This window comes from Streptomyces flaveolus, assembly GCF_014648815.1.
GTDB classification, from domain to species: domain Bacteria; phylum Actinomycetota; class Actinomycetes; order Streptomycetales; family Streptomycetaceae; genus Streptomyces; species Streptomyces flaveolus.
Genome location: NZ_BMRV01000016.1, coordinates 17895 through 30657, shown reverse-complemented (window position 1 = coordinate 30657; position 12763 = coordinate 17895). Strand labels below are relative to the sequence as shown.

The window sequence follows — 12763 nt, the reverse complement described above, 5'->3', positions numbered from 1 at the left end:
CCGGCGCGGGGGGCCCACGGCCTGGGTGCGGACCGCGTTCCGTCCGCCGCAGGCCCCCGTGTCGCGGGCGTCCCGGCCCGTCAGCCCGACCCCGTGTGGCGGCCCGGGGTCAGTACCTCGTCCAGCACCCGCAGGACCGCCTCGTACGCCACCGTCCGGACGGCCGCCTCCTGCGAGGCATCCGGGTCGGTGGTCCGCAGCTCTTCCCTTCGCGCCCGCCACGTCCGTTCCTGTTCCATCGCGCAGGCCCTCGCGCGGTGCATGCGGCGCAGCAGTTCGTCCGAGTCCACAACATCCGTCATGCACTCCGCGTACCCCCGCACGGCGCCCGGATGGCCGTTGGGCCGTAAGGAGGGCCGAAGGTTTGGGGGTGCGGTCAGAGGTCAGCCGGAAAACACGAGCCCGCCGCGGGTGCACCGCGTGGGTCCGGCCGTCCCGCCCATGTCACCGACCAGGGAGCTGACGGATGTACGACAGGCACACCACCTCACCCGCCCGACGCCGGCCGTCACCGCCGTGCAAACCCGCCGAGGCTCGCAGCACGGTGGAACGCGTGGTCACCGAATGCTGCCGCACCGACCACAAGCCGTGCGACGCGGGAGCCCTGTCGGACGCCGTGCTCGTCGCCTCGGAACTGACCACCAACGCGATCCTGCACGGAGGCGGCATCACCGACTTCCAGGTCGACGTGGTCGGTCCCGGCGTCCGCCTCTCGGTGTGCGACCGCAGCCCCGAGCTGCCGGTTGCCGTCGCCCCCACCGACCCGCAGGGCCGCCGGCGCGTGGGCGGCCGCGGCTGGCCCATCGTCTGCCGGCTGGCGCGCGACGTGCGCGTGGCAGATCTTCCGTCCGGAGGCAAGCGCATCACCGTCGTCGTTCCGCTGTCCTGAGTACTTTTCGAAAAGCGGAGTTTGTTCCACCGGGGTGGGGGCAGTCGCAAGTTCGTGCTTCGGACCGGAGGCGCAGCAGCGGGAGCGGTATGACTGCTCCGGCCCCTCCGGGTGGAGACCCGGACAGTGCCGCTCCCGCGGAAAGTTCCCCTGAGACCACCGTTCAGGAGCGAATCCGCATGCTCATTGAAACGCCCACCATCCGTCCCGGTACCCCCGAGCCCACGCACGCCTCCGCCGCCCCGGCCGCCGCCCCCCGGCGCCGGCACGACGACGCGCCGGACACCGCCGCGCTGTTCGCGCGGCTGTCGGTCTTGGAGGACGGGCCCGAACGGGATGCCGTCCGCGACGAACTCGTCACGGCCTGGCTGCCCATGGCCCACCGGATCGCCGGCCGCTTCCGGGACCGCGGCGAGTCCATCGAGGACCTGCGCCAGGTCGCGGCACTCGGGCTGGTGAAGGCCATCGACCGCTTCGACCCGGAGCGCGGTGCCTTCGAGAGCTACGCCGTGCCCACCATCACCGGCGAGGTCAAGCGGCACTTCCGGGACCGGATGTGGGCGCTGCGCGTGCCCCGCCGGGTCCAGGAACTGCGCAACAAGGTGCGGGTGGCACGACGCGAGCTCACGCAGAGCCCGGGCAGCCCCGAACCGTCGGTCGCCGCCCTCGCCGCCCACACGGGGCTCACCGAGGACGAGGTCAGCGCCGGGATGGAGGCGCTGGAGAGCTTCAGCACCCTGTCGCTGGACGCCGAGCTCTCGGCCGGCGACGACGGCTACAGCCTCGCGGACACCCTCGGCGCGGCCGACGCCTCGTACGACACCGTGATCGACCGCGAGTCCGCCAAGGAAGGCCTGCGCAGGCTGCCCGAACGGGAGCGGGCCATCCTCTACATGCGTTTCTTCGAGGACATGACGCAGAGCCGTATAGCCGACCGCCTGGGCATCTCGCAGATGCACGTCTCGCGGCTCATCAGCCGCAGCTGCGCCCGCGTGCGCGACGAGGCGATGGGCGAGCGCCCGGTCCGCCGTCGCACGACGGTGTGAGGACGGCCCGACGGCTCCGCCGGGACCCTCCCGGGGAGCGGGACGACGGATCCTGACGCCTCACCCCGCCCTGTCGCGCCGGCGACCACGACCCGCGCCGCGGACCACGGCGCGACGGACGGGGAAGGCGAGGTGGCGTGCCGCCCCGTATGCCGGTCGACGGCATACGGGGCAGACGCATGTCCGGTGAACGAAGGCGGAGGAATTGTCGGTGCCGACCACGGCGAGCGACGCCCTCGGCCGCGAGGCGGGCCGCTGGATCGCCTGGCCCGACCACACGGTGGTCCTGGGCGCCCTGGAACACCTCCACGTCCTCGGCCGGGCCGCGCGGGGCGGCCGCCTGCGCCGGAGCTGAACGGGCGTGTGCGCGCCGGACGCGAAAGCGCCCGGTGTGCAGGGGAGAAGGCGGGGCATGCGGAGTCCCGGAGGGGAGGCTCGTATGAGTGTTCTGACACGTACCGGCCGCGGCAGCGCGCGGCGGGCGGCCAACGGATCGGCCGCCGAGGGGGCCGCACGGGCGGGACTGACCGCCCGCGGCGTCATCTACCTGCTGGTGGGGCTGCTGGCCCTGCGGATCGCCTTCGGCGACGGGCAGCGGCAGGCCGACCGCGGCGGTGCCCTGGCCGAGCTGTCGGACAAGCCGTTCGGCGCCGTGCTGCTGTGGGCACTGGGTGCCGGACTCGTCGGCATGGCGCTGTGGCGGCTGTCCGAGGCGCTGTTCGGCGCCGTCGGCAAGGACGGCCGCAGCGCGAAGAAGCGGCTGCCCGCCGCCGCCCGCTGCGTCTTCTACTCGTTCGTCGCCTACTCCGTGTTCGCCTTCGCGGCCGGCTCCCGCGACAGCGGCGGCGGAGCCGGCGACCGGCAGTCCCGGGACGTCACGGCCAAGGTGCTCGAGATGCCCGCCGGACGGTGGGCCGTCGGCGTGGCCGGGATCGCGATAGTCGTCGCGGGGGTGGTGATCGCCGTCCAGGCGGTGCGCCGCAGCTACCACAAGAAGCTGAAGCTCGGCGAGCTGAGCCCGCGGGTGCGGCGGCTGGTCGACATCACCGGCGTCGGCGGCGGAGCGGCCCGCGGGATCGTCTTCGCGGCGGCGGGTGCCTTCGCCGTGCAGGCCGCGGTCGACTACGAACCCGACAAGGCCAAGGGCCTGGACGACACCCTGCGCTCCTTCGCCGGCACCCCGCTCGGTCCGTGGCTGCTGGTCTGCGTCGCCGCAGGTCTCGTGCTGTTCGGCGTGTTCTCGTTCGCCCTGGCACGCTGGCGCAGGGTCTGACCGAGGTCTGAGCCGCGCCCCACGGGGAACACGGGGCGAATGAACGAACACGAGATTCCTCCGCCGGACGGACGTCCCGTGGACGTCTACCTGGATCTGCTGCGCTTCCGCATGGAGACCGACGACTACCAGCTGCTGCTCAGCGTGGTGGAACCGGTCCTCCAGGCGATCGACGAGCACCAGATGCCCACCATCGACTTCTCCCTGGACGGCGACAACGCCGAGGCACTGCCCCAGGAGATCCGCGACGAGGCCGCCCTGGTCATCGCCACCGCCGTCACCGGCCGGCTCGACAACGAGGTCGTCGAGATCAGCACCGACGAGACCGGCCCCGTCCGCGTCGTCACGGACGCGGTCACCGCCTCCGATCCCGAGCGCCTGGGCGAGATCGCCGACTACCTGAAGGAACGCCACCGGCAGAACGAGGAATTGCGCGGCATCGCCGAGGTGAGCGGCATGCCGACCGACTTCTGACCCGTCACCGCTTCGGCCTCGTGACGGGCACACCCAACGGCCGGGCGAGGCCCGTCACGGCCTCGTCCAGTCGCTCCAGGTGCCGCAGGACACGTCCGGTGATCCTGCCGTACCGCGGCACCCCGCCCGGCTCGAACTCCAGCAGCGAGGCGATGCTGGGCCCGGTCTCCACCTCGGTCCCGGCGTCCTCGTCGGCGACGCGCGCCGCGATCGCCTCGATGTTGCGCACCGTGCGCCGTACCGCCCCGCGCAGCCGCGGATCGGCCGCGATCGACGGGTGGGTGGGCAGCAGCTCGGCCGTCGCCGCCAATGAGCGCGCGTGATAGGCGCACGTCTCCAGCAGCGCCACCACGTACTGGGCCGTGTTCCGGCGCGCCCGCAGCGGCGTGATCGGGTGGGTGAGGGGCTGGGTGGCGCCGCGCAGATCGCCCAGGGCCTGGTCCAGGTCGCGCGCCCGGTCCAGCAGATCGGCGGCCGGCCCGCCGCTGAGCTGGTCGACGGCGCCCTCGGTGACGTCGACCAGCCGTTCCAGCACGGTGCCCAGCAGTTCGTTCGTACGCCGGTCCGTGCGGATCGGCAGCACCAGCGCCGCCGCGACGATCCCGCAGGCCGCGCCGAGCGCCGTCTCCTCCACCCGCAGCAGCAGCACCGCCATGCTGTACGTGTGCAGCAGGGTGTACAGCAGCCCGAGCATCGCGGTGACGAAGAACGACATCAGCGTGTAGGACAGCGGCGCCGTGTAGAACATCGCGAAGATGAACAGCAGCACCAGCCCGAACGCGGTCCAGGTGTGGTTCCCGACCAGCCCGGCCAGCACGATGCCGGCCACCACCCCCAGCATGGTGCCCAGCAGCCGGCGGTAGCCCTTGACCAGGATCTCGCCGGTGGAGGCCGTGTTGAGGAAGACGATCCAGCAGGTGAGCACCGCCCAGTACCAGCGCTGGGACGACAGGAACTCCCCGCCGACGATGGCCAGCGAGGACCCCACGGCGACCTGCACGGCGGCGCGGGTGGTGGGCCGGCGCAGACCGGCCGGCTCCTCCTCCTGCGTGGGCTCCTCGCCGGCGTCGATGGCGGCGTCCTCGGCGTCCAGCTCCTCGCGCGAACGGGTCGTGGCGGGGGTGTCGTCCGACTCGTCCTGCGGGCCGTCCAGCGCGATCCTGAGGCCCATGACGGCGCGGGCGGTCTCGCCGATCCCCCGGAAGACGTCCTGCACGGCAGGCGTCGCCTCGGGCAGGTTCTCCTCGTCGCGGTAGCCCAGCAGCCGGTTGCGCAGGTGGGACAGCGCCGTACCGCGGGCCTCGGCGGGGGGCCGCAGCACCAGCGCGCGCAGCGCCCCCAGGTCCCGTCGCAGGACCGCCGTCGCCTCGCCGGGCGCGGGCGTGCTTCCCACCGACGGGGCCGGAGCGCCCGGCAGATGCAGGGTGAGGGTGTCCGCACGCTCGGCGCTGCGCGCGGTCAGCAACAGCAGGCCCAGGCGCTCGGCGGCGATCTCGGCGTCCGCGATACGGCGCTGCACCAGCCGCGCCGTGGACGCGTCCGGGGTGCCCTCCTCCAGCTGGGACTGGATCATCAGGGCGGTCTCGTGCAGACGCGCGGTGCCGTCCCGCAGGTGCTCGAGCGTCCTGTCGATCTCGTCCGGCCCGGCGTCCAGCAGTTCGAGCTGCGCCGAGATCAGCTGCGCCAGCCGGGCCCGGAAGGCCTGTCGCAGCCGTGACAGGACGCGTGCGGGTGTCGCCGGCACGATCGCGAACCGCACCAGCGCACTGCACGTGAACGCCACGGCGATCGCGGCCCACAGCCCCGGCAGCGCGGACGTCCTGGCGCCCACGAACAGGGACACGAAGTAGACCTGGAAGCCGATCAGACCCAGGGCGGTGCCGCGGTCGCCGAACCGGCGGCTGTAGACGGCGCAGAAGATCAGGACGACGAAGAAGGCGTCACCGATGACGACCCGCGAGGTGAGCAGCGCGCTCACCGACACGGAGGCCAGTGCCACGGGCAGCCCCAGCGCCAGGGTGACGGCCTGGGCGCCGGGCTGCTTCTCGCGGATGGCGAAGGTCGCGACCATCGCCGACATGGCGCCCGCCACCAGGTGCTTGACGTCCGACCCCAGGAGGGCGAGCACGGCCAGCGCCAGAGCGATGGCGCCCACCGTCCGCAGCCCGGCCGTCAGCCGCAGCAGTCCGGGATCGGACGCGGCGACGCGGTCCCGCAGCCGTGTCCGCACCGAGCGCCCCGCCTGCTTCACGCCGCCGTACACTCTCCCGGTTCACATCGATTTCACGCCTAGATCCACTTCTCAGCATGCCATGCCGCGAGCGGGTCCCGGTCAGCGGGTCACGACTGCGCCCGGCCCGCCGCCTCGACCTGCTTGCGCACCTGCTCCGGCGTCAGATAGGCGTCCGTGTACTCGAAGTCCTTCAGCTTGGCCGGCTTGCGGGCCTGGAAACCGGTGCGCACGAAGTCGTCGCCGGCGACCGCGTTCAGCATCCAGTTGGTCGCGACCCGGGCCTTGGCCACGCCCGTGCGCAGCGCCGACCAGTGGTATCCGCGGGCCACCGCCTGGGCGGGCAGGCCGTGCAGTTCGATGCCGAGCGGCTTGGACACCGCGTCGGTGCCGCCGAGGTCCACGACCAGGCCGAGGTCCTTGTGGACGTACGGCCGCATCGGCTGGTTGCGCAGGGTGGCGATGAGGTTCTCGGCGACGTGCCTGCCCTGCCGCATGGCGTGCTGGGCGGTGGGCGGGCAGACGGCGCCCTCCTGGCCCTTGGCGAGGTCGGGCACGGCCGCGGAGTCGCCGAGCGCGAACACCCCGGCGTGGCCCGGCAGGCACATCTCGGCGGTGACCGCGAGCCGTCCCTTCACCGTCTCCGCGCCGAGCGTGGCGATCAGCGGGCTGGCGACCACGCCGGCGGTCCAGATGAGCGTGCGGGTGGGCACCACCCGGCCGTTGGTGAAGGTGACCTCCTCGGGCCCGGCCTTCTCGATGGACACGCCCAGCGAGATCTCGATGCCGCGCCGGGTCAGGACCTCCTGCGCGCTGCGGCCGAGCTTCTCGCCCAGCTCGGGCATCAGCTTCGGCGCGATGTCGATCAGGTGCCACTTGATCAGGGACGGGTCCAGACGCGGGTAGCGCTTGACGGCCGCGTGCGTGAGCCGCTGCAGGCAGGCCGCGGTCTCGGTGCCCGCGTATCCGCCGCCGACCACCACGAACTGGAGCCGGGAGGCGCGCTCGGCGGGATCCTGGCTGGCGTCGGCCAGGTCGAGCTGCGAGATGACGTGGTCGCGGATGTAGGCGGCCTCCGCGAGCGTCTTCATGCCGAAGGCGTTGTCGGTGAGCCCCGGGATGTCGAACGTACGGGTGATGCTGCCGGGGGCCAGCACGATGTAGTCGTACGGTTCGTTGACGATCTCGCCGGTGATGGTCCGCACCACGCAGACCTTCGCCTTGAGGTCCACGCCGATGGCCCCGCCCGGGATGATCCGGGTGCGGTACCTGCTGCTGCGGCGCAGGGACAGCGCGATCGACTGCGGGGTCAGCACGCCCGAGGCGACCTGGGGCAGCAGCGGCAGATAGAGCTGATAGGCGAACGGTGTCACCAGGGTGACGTCGGCCTCGTTGGGGGAGAGCCGGCGCTCGAGACGGCGGACGCACTCCACGCCGGCGAAACCTGCGCCGACCACCAGGATCCTGGGTCGTGTCACGGTGTTCATCCCTTTCTGCGGCTCCGGGCGGTCTGCCGCGAACGCCATTCGCCTGCCCCTGGATCGCTGCTTCGCACCTCGTCGATCCCATCGCGTCGGCGGCGGTTCGGCGAGCCGGGAGCGCCAGGCAGGCGACACACCCTGTGCACCACCATGCCCCGGCCGGGGCAGGACCGCACCGGACGGGAGTGAACGGCCGGGACCGGATCGGTGGGGGAGTGGTGACGGAAGCGGTCAGACCGGACCGTCGAGGTGGCACAGCAGCAGGCACACGTCGTCGTCGCGCTCGGAGTCGCTGAGCAGGGGCCGCAGGATTCCGTCCGCCGAGCCCTCCAGGTCGGCGGACAGCTGCTCGGGCGCGAATGACCCCAGGGCCTCGGCCAGGCGCTCGATGCCCGGGTCTATGCCCCGGGCCCGCCGCTCCACCAGACCGTCCGTGTACAGCGCCAGCGTCGAACCCGGCGCGAGCCGCTCCGTGTGGTCGGCGATCTCCTGCTCCAGCGGGATACCGAGCATCGCCCCCGGTTTGGCGTCCAGCGTTCGCACTCGGCCGTCCGGGGTACGCAGCACTGGCGGCGGATGACCGGCCGCGGCCCACGTCATCGTCGGGTCGTCGGGGTGGAAGCGGGCGATGACCGCGGTGGCGAACAGGTCCGGCTGGAGGTGGTGCAGGAACGTGTGCAGCCGGGTCAGCAGCCGGCCCGGGCTGCCGCCGTCGACCGCGTAGGCACGCAGCGCGGTCCGCAGCTGGCTCATCATCACGGCCGCCCGCAGCCCGTGCCCGGTCACGTCGCCGACGACGACGATCACCCCGCCGTCGGGCTGGCGGAACGCGTCGTACCAGTCGCCGCCGATGTTCAGTCCGTGCGTGGCCGGCAGATAGCGCGCGGCCAGGCTCAGGCCCGGCGGTGCCGGAAGGTCCGTCAGCAGGGCGCGCTGCAGGGTCTCGGCGATGTCGCGGTTGTGCTGGTAGCGCTGGGCGTGGTCGATCGCGATGGCGGCCCGCCGGGTGAGCTCGATCAGCATCACGGCGTCGTCCGGGTCCCAGCGCTCCCCGGGCGGGGTGAGCGTCAGCACCCCGAGCGGCGCTCCCCGGGTCGGCAGCGGGATGCACAGCAGGGGCTGCTCGGGGTTCAGCGCCGACGGCGGCTGGTCGTCGACGCCCGGCAGCCCTCCCGGCTGGGCGGCGGCGTACTGCGGGCGGCCGGTGCGGGCGGCGAGCACGGCCGCGGCGGCGTGCACCGGGGGCCGGTTCCGGTCGCCCTCCTGGTCGAAGATCCAGACGTCGACGCCGGCGGCGTACTCGGGCACGAGCAGGTCCGGCAGGCGGCGCACGATCTCGTGGTGGTCGAGCGAGGCGGTGAGCACCGCGCTCGCGTCCGCCAGGAACGTGAGTCGGCGTCGGGCGTTCTCGGCCTCGGTACGCGCCTTGCGCTCGGCGGCGAACGCCTCCCGCTGGGCCCGCCCGGCGGCGTCCAGCTCGGCGTGCAGCGCCACGACGCCCTGGTTCGTCTGCTGGAGCTCCTCCCGGTGGAAGGCGACGAGGTCCTCCTGCTCGGTGAGCTTGTCCAGCACCAGCGCCGTGTCCTCGTCGGCGCCCAGCAGTGCCTCCGCCAGCGCGGCGGGATCGTCCGCCACGTCGTCGTCCCCGGCCGCGGGCACCGCTTCGGGGCAGGGCACCGTCATTCGCCACGGCGGCTCTCCGTCGGCCGCGGCCTCACGTGCCGGCGTCACCACGGCGTGCAGCACGCCCTGTCCGGCGTCCGGCGTGCCGGCGGGCGCCGTGGCCGCCTCCAGGGTCAGCCGCCAGGTGCCGCCCTTGGTCAGGCACTGCCGCAGCCGCGCGCTCAGCGAGGCCGCCAGCCGTGTGCGCTCCAGCGGGGGCACACCGTACGCCGCGGCCAGCCGGGCCGTGGCGATACGGGCCCGGGCGGCGTCGGTGACGCCGGTGATCTGCCAGGTACGGGTCATGGGCGGTCCGGAGGGGTCGAGGTCAGGACGGCCACGGCGGTGTCGTCACGCACGGGGCGGGCGGAGCTGCTGGCGTCACGGATCGTCACGGCGGCCGTCACGGCCGGGTCGACGTCCGGAGCGCACGCGTCGGGCGACGGCGTCCAGCGGCTCGGCAGGCCGTCGCTGTGCAGGATCAGCACCCGGTCGTCCGCCCACTCCCGCTCCTCGTCGCGCACGGTCCTGGGCCGGTGGGTGCCGACGATGCCGGGCTGGGACACCAGGGGCCGCCAGGTGCCGCCCGCGCAGAGCCGGGCCCCTATGTTGCCGACGCCGGCGAACCTGAGCCGCCCGGCCCGCGTGTCGACCTGGGCGACCGCCACGGCCGCGCCGCGGGTGCCTCTCAGGGCCGCGTCCAGTCGCTTCAGCACCTCGGAGGGCACCAGGTGGGCGGCGCCGCGCAGCGCCTCCACCGCGGCCGACGAGGCCCGCGCCGCTTCTGGGCCGTGCCCCAGCCCGTCGGCCAGCATCAGCGTCACCCGGTCCTCGGCCCGCACCCACGCCCAGGCGTCGCCCGAGTAGTCGGCACCGGCGAACGGCACGTTCACGCCACCGGCCCGCACGCCCGCCACCGGGTCCTGCGCCGAGGCACGGCCGCGGGGGGCGCCGCCGATCCGGGCCAGCGCCACGGTGCCCCGGCCCGGGACGCTGTGGAGCTCGAAGTCCTCGGCGAGGCGCGCACAGGTGCCCAGGCCCGCGCCGAGCGAGGCCGTGGTGGTGAAGCCGTCGCTCAGCGCGGCGGGCACGTCGGCGATGCCCGGACCGTGGTCGACCGTCGCGATCTGCACGGCCCTGGCCTCCTCCCGGCCTGCCGTGAGGACGGGCGGGGACACCACGTCGATGAGGACCTGGCCGCCCCCGGCGTGCTTGAGCAGGTTGGTGGCCAGCTCGGTCGCCACCAGCGCCGCGGAGGCGGTGCACTGCTCGTCCAGCCCGGCCACGGCCGCGGCGTGCTCCGCGGCCACCCGGGCGTCGCGCACCCGGGTCGAGTCGTGCACGGGCACGTCCCACACGCGGGGCATCAGACCTCCTCCCGCGGACGTGGCGGACGGCCCACCCAGGAGGTCACCCGCACGGTGGTGCCGGAGCCCGGGCCGCTGTCGATCGTGAACTCGTGCACCAGACGCCGGGCACCGCCCAGCCCCATGCCGAGCCCGTCGCCCGAGGTGAAACCGTCACTGAGCGCCTGTTCGACGTCGGCGATCCCGGGGCCCTCGTCGCTGAACGTGAGCCGCAGTCCGCGCACGCCGCCCTCGGTCAGGGCTTCCGCGTCCATCGTTCCGCCACCGCCGTACACCAGGGTGTTGCGGGCCAGTTCGCTGGCCGCCGTGACCAGCTTGGTCTGGTCCACCAGCCCGAAGCCGAGCTGGGCGGCGGCCTGCCGCACGTGCTGTCGCACCCACACCAGATCCATGTCCGACTGGATCGGCAGGCGGGCCTGAGCGCCCGCGGCAGTGTGCATCACGGACTCTCCTGGCGCAGTCCGCCGTAGCGGGACGACGGAGCCTGCCGAGTGAGGAGGTCCATGGCCACCTCGGTACTGAGCGCGGTGTGCACCCGCGGCAGGGTCAGGCCCAGTTCCACCAGGGTGATGGCGACCGCCGGCCGCATGCCGACCACCACGGTCCGCGCGGCCAGCAGATCGGTCTGCCCGGCGATCTCGGCCAGCACCCGGCCCAGGAAGGAGTCGACGATCTCCACACCGGAGATGTCGATGATCACGCCTGTGGCCCCGTTGCGCACGATGGTCTCGGCGAGATCCTCCTGGAGCTGCTGCGCCGTGCTGTCGTGCAGATCCCCCTGGAGGGTGACCAGAAGGACGTCACCGAGCCGCAGGACCGGTACATGACCTGTCACGAGACCCGCGTGGGGCCCGGGGAAGGGCTCGTTCACCGTGCGACCGGACCGTTCACGACGGGATTCACGATGCCGACGCCGAGCTGGTGCAGCACGTAGCCCAGCGCGTCGGCGAGACTCGCCCGGGTCACCACGGTGCCCAGGTCCAGGCCGAGGTGGACCATGGTCTGCGCGATCGCGGGCCGGATGCCGGAGACGATGCACTCGGCCCCCATCAGGCGGGCCGCGGCGACCGTCTTCATCAGATGCTGGGCCACCAGCGAGTCGACCGTCGGCACCCCGGTGATGTCCAGGATCGCGTAACGCGCCTGCTGCTCGACGATGGACTCCAGCAGGGTCTCCATCACGACCTGGCTGCGGGCGCTGTCCAGCGTCCCGATCAGCGGCACGGCCACGATGCCGTCCCACAGCTTGATGACGGGCGTGGCCACCTCCAGCAGTTGCAGCCGCTGCCGGTCGATCAGCGCCTGCCCCTCGCTCAGTGCCGTCTGCATGACCACCACCCGCAGGGTGCCCATCAGGACACTCAGTGTGGTGACGCACTCCCGGGCGTGGTCGGCCGAGGCGTCCGGGAGATCGGAGAGCAGCAGTTTCTCGACCGGCGGGCGCAGGGCGGCCAGTTCGTTCGACACCTGTGCGGTGCTCAGGCCCGCGCGGGAGCGGGCCGCCCCCATCCTCGCCAACTGCTCGCGCACCGTGGTGAATCCCGCGGCGTCCGGGTCCTCCACCCGGGACGCGTCGGCGACTTGGGCCAGCGCGTCCACCACGGCCTTCCCGGCCTCGACCGCCTCGTCCCGCGAAACGGTGAACACGGCCCGGAACAAGGGCTCGTCGGCCCACCGCTGGGCGATCTGCTCACGGCGACGCCGCAGGAACTCCCTGACCTCCTGCGTCGCCGATCCGGCCGTTCCCTCCGCCTGCTCCGGCACCTGTTCCACTCCTCATCCGCGCTGCGCCGTACCGACCCCGCGGGCGACGTGACGGCGACGTGACTCTGCCGGGCGACAACTGTAACCACCCCTCGACCTCGTACGACACCTGCTCCCGCACGAGCGGCCCGGATGAGTGGCCCGGATGAGCGGCGGGGCGGGCCGGCTCAGGCGTCCGGCACCGCCGGACCCTCCGGTTCCCGGTCGATGCGGGCGAGCGCCTCCTCGACGCTGTCGGAGACCGGCACGGTGATGCTCACACCGGTCAGGTCCAATATGCGCAGCACCGCCGGGGCGGGCGAGATGATGTGCACGCTGCCCGGCAGGTCGCGCGCCTCCTGATAGACCCGGAGGATGATGTTCATCCCGGAGGAGTCCATGAACGGGACGTCCGACAGGTCCAGCAGGAAGTGCCGCCGGCCGTGGTGCAGTTGGTTGGCCAGGTGGTGCTGGAACTCGGTCGCGGTGTCGACGTCCAGGTAGCCCTCCACCTTGAGCAGCGCGACGTCCTCCCGGGGCAGCGTCACCTCGACGGACAGCGGGTTCTGGGCAATGGGCACGTGTTCCTCCAACGATC

General features: G+C 73.1%; 14 protein-coding genes. 5 read left to right on the top strand and 9 right to left on the bottom strand.

Translation table 11 applies throughout. The annotated features are described in order from the left end of the window. Positions 1–80: 80 nt before the first annotated feature. Positions 81–302, bottom strand: a complete 222-nt coding sequence (locus IEZ05_RS29680) for a hypothetical protein (RefSeq protein ID WP_189233358.1) — start codon at positions 300–302, stop codon at positions 81–83. Positions 303–466: 164 nt separating this feature from the next. Here IEZ05_RS29680 and IEZ05_RS29675 point away from each other — a divergent pair, with 164 nt between their 5' ends. The 5 genes from IEZ05_RS29675 (at position 467) to IEZ05_RS29655 (ending at position 3682) form a co-directional block, all read left to right on the top strand. Continuing rightward, positions 467–889, top strand: coding sequence for an ATP-binding protein (locus IEZ05_RS29675; RefSeq protein ID WP_189233357.1), 423 nt, complete (start codon positions 467–469; stop codon positions 887–889). A gap of 179 nt (positions 890–1068) precedes the next feature. Further along, the gene (locus IEZ05_RS29670) at positions 1069–1935 is read left to right on the top strand and encodes a SigB/SigF/SigG family RNA polymerase sigma factor (protein ID WP_189233356.1); all 867 of its coding nucleotides are present in this window, start codon (positions 1069–1071) and stop codon (positions 1933–1935) included. Between the two features lie 211 nt (positions 1936–2146). Continuing rightward, positions 2147–2290 carry a hypothetical protein gene (locus IEZ05_RS29665; protein WP_189233355.1) on the top strand — a complete coding sequence of 48 codons (144 nt, stop codon included), beginning with the start codon at positions 2147–2149 and terminating at the stop codon, positions 2288–2290. Positions 2291–2374: 84 nt separating this feature from the next. Next, positions 2375–3208, top strand: coding sequence for a DUF1206 domain-containing protein (locus IEZ05_RS29660; RefSeq protein WP_189233354.1), 834 nt, complete (start codon positions 2375–2377; stop codon positions 3206–3208). 39 nt (positions 3209–3247) lie between these two features. After that, positions 3248–3682, top strand: coding sequence for a hypothetical protein (locus tag IEZ05_RS29655; protein WP_189233353.1), 435 nt, complete (start codon positions 3248–3250; stop codon positions 3680–3682). 4 nt (positions 3683–3686) lie between these two features. On the opposite strand, the gene IEZ05_RS29650 is transcribed toward IEZ05_RS29655, so the two are convergent. From IEZ05_RS29650 to IEZ05_RS29615, 8 genes are all read right to left on the bottom strand, one after another. After that, positions 3687–5933: an FUSC family protein gene (locus tag IEZ05_RS29650; RefSeq protein WP_189233352.1), complete on the bottom strand. Its 2247-nt coding sequence runs from the start codon at positions 5931–5933 to the stop codon at positions 3687–3689. A gap of 89 nt (positions 5934–6022) precedes the next feature. Next, positions 6023–7399: an NAD(P)/FAD-dependent oxidoreductase gene (locus IEZ05_RS29645; RefSeq protein ID WP_189233351.1), complete on the bottom strand. Its 1377-nt coding sequence runs from the start codon at positions 7397–7399 to the stop codon at positions 6023–6025. 225 nt (positions 7400–7624) lie between these two features. Then, entirely contained in the window at positions 7625–9361 is a 1737-nt protein-coding gene (locus tag IEZ05_RS29640; protein ID WP_189233350.1) for a PP2C family protein-serine/threonine phosphatase, read from the bottom strand. Further along, complete coding sequence (locus IEZ05_RS29635) at positions 9358–10422, bottom strand: ATP-binding SpoIIE family protein phosphatase (protein WP_189233349.1); 1065 nt, start codon at positions 10420–10422, stop codon at positions 9358–9360. Before IEZ05_RS29635 ends, IEZ05_RS29640 begins: the two co-directional genes overlap by 4 nt. Beyond that, positions 10422–10862, bottom strand: a complete 441-nt coding sequence (locus tag IEZ05_RS29630) for an anti-sigma regulatory factor (RefSeq protein WP_189233500.1) — start codon at positions 10860–10862, stop codon at positions 10422–10424. The genes IEZ05_RS29635 and IEZ05_RS29630 overlap by 1 nt, the downstream gene beginning before the upstream one ends. Beyond that, positions 10862–11293: an STAS domain-containing protein gene (locus IEZ05_RS29625; protein ID WP_189233348.1), complete on the bottom strand. Its 432-nt coding sequence runs from the start codon at positions 11291–11293 to the stop codon at positions 10862–10864. The genes IEZ05_RS29630 and IEZ05_RS29625 overlap by 1 nt, the downstream gene beginning before the upstream one ends. Further along, entirely contained in the window at positions 11290–12186 is an 897-nt protein-coding gene (locus IEZ05_RS29620) for an STAS domain-containing protein (RefSeq protein WP_189233347.1), read from the bottom strand. Before IEZ05_RS29620 ends, IEZ05_RS29625 begins: the two co-directional genes overlap by 4 nt. A 167-nt stretch (positions 12187–12353) precedes the next feature. Further along, the gene (locus tag IEZ05_RS29615) at positions 12354–12746 is read right to left on the bottom strand and encodes an STAS domain-containing protein (protein WP_189233346.1); all 393 of its coding nucleotides are present in this window, start codon (positions 12744–12746) and stop codon (positions 12354–12356) included. Positions 12747–12763 lie beyond the last annotated feature (17 nt).

Bases quoted from the DNA above. Each gene is read 5' to 3' on its own strand.
- IEZ05_RS29680 (WP_189233358.1), bottom strand. From the start codon at position 302: ATGACGGATGTTGTGGACTCGGACGAACTGCTGCGCCGCATGCACCGC.
- IEZ05_RS29630 (WP_189233500.1), bottom strand. From the start codon at position 10,862: ATGCACACTGCCGCGGGCGCTCAGGCCCGCCTGCCGATCCAGTCGGAC.
- IEZ05_RS29670 (WP_189233356.1), top strand. From the start codon at position 1,069: ATGCTCATTGAAACGCCCACCATCCGTCCCGGTACCCCCGAGCCCACG.
- IEZ05_RS29660 (WP_189233354.1), top strand. From the start codon at position 2,375: ATGAGTGTTCTGACACGTACCGGCCGCGGCAGCGCGCGGCGGGCGGCC.
- IEZ05_RS29655 (WP_189233353.1), top strand. From the start codon at position 3,248: ATGAACGAACACGAGATTCCTCCGCCGGACGGACGTCCCGTGGACGTC.
- IEZ05_RS29640 (WP_189233350.1), bottom strand. From the start codon at position 9,361: ATGACCCGTACCTGGCAGATCACCGGCGTCACCGACGCCGCCCGGGCC.
- IEZ05_RS29675 (WP_189233357.1), top strand. From the start codon at position 467: ATGTACGACAGGCACACCACCTCACCCGCCCGACGCCGGCCGTCACCG.
- IEZ05_RS29645 (WP_189233351.1), bottom strand. From the start codon at position 7,399: ATGAACACCGTGACACGACCCAGGATCCTGGTGGTCGGCGCAGGTTTC.
- IEZ05_RS29635 (WP_189233349.1), bottom strand. From the start codon at position 10,422: ATGCCCCGCGTGTGGGACGTGCCCGTGCACGACTCGACCCGGGTGCGC.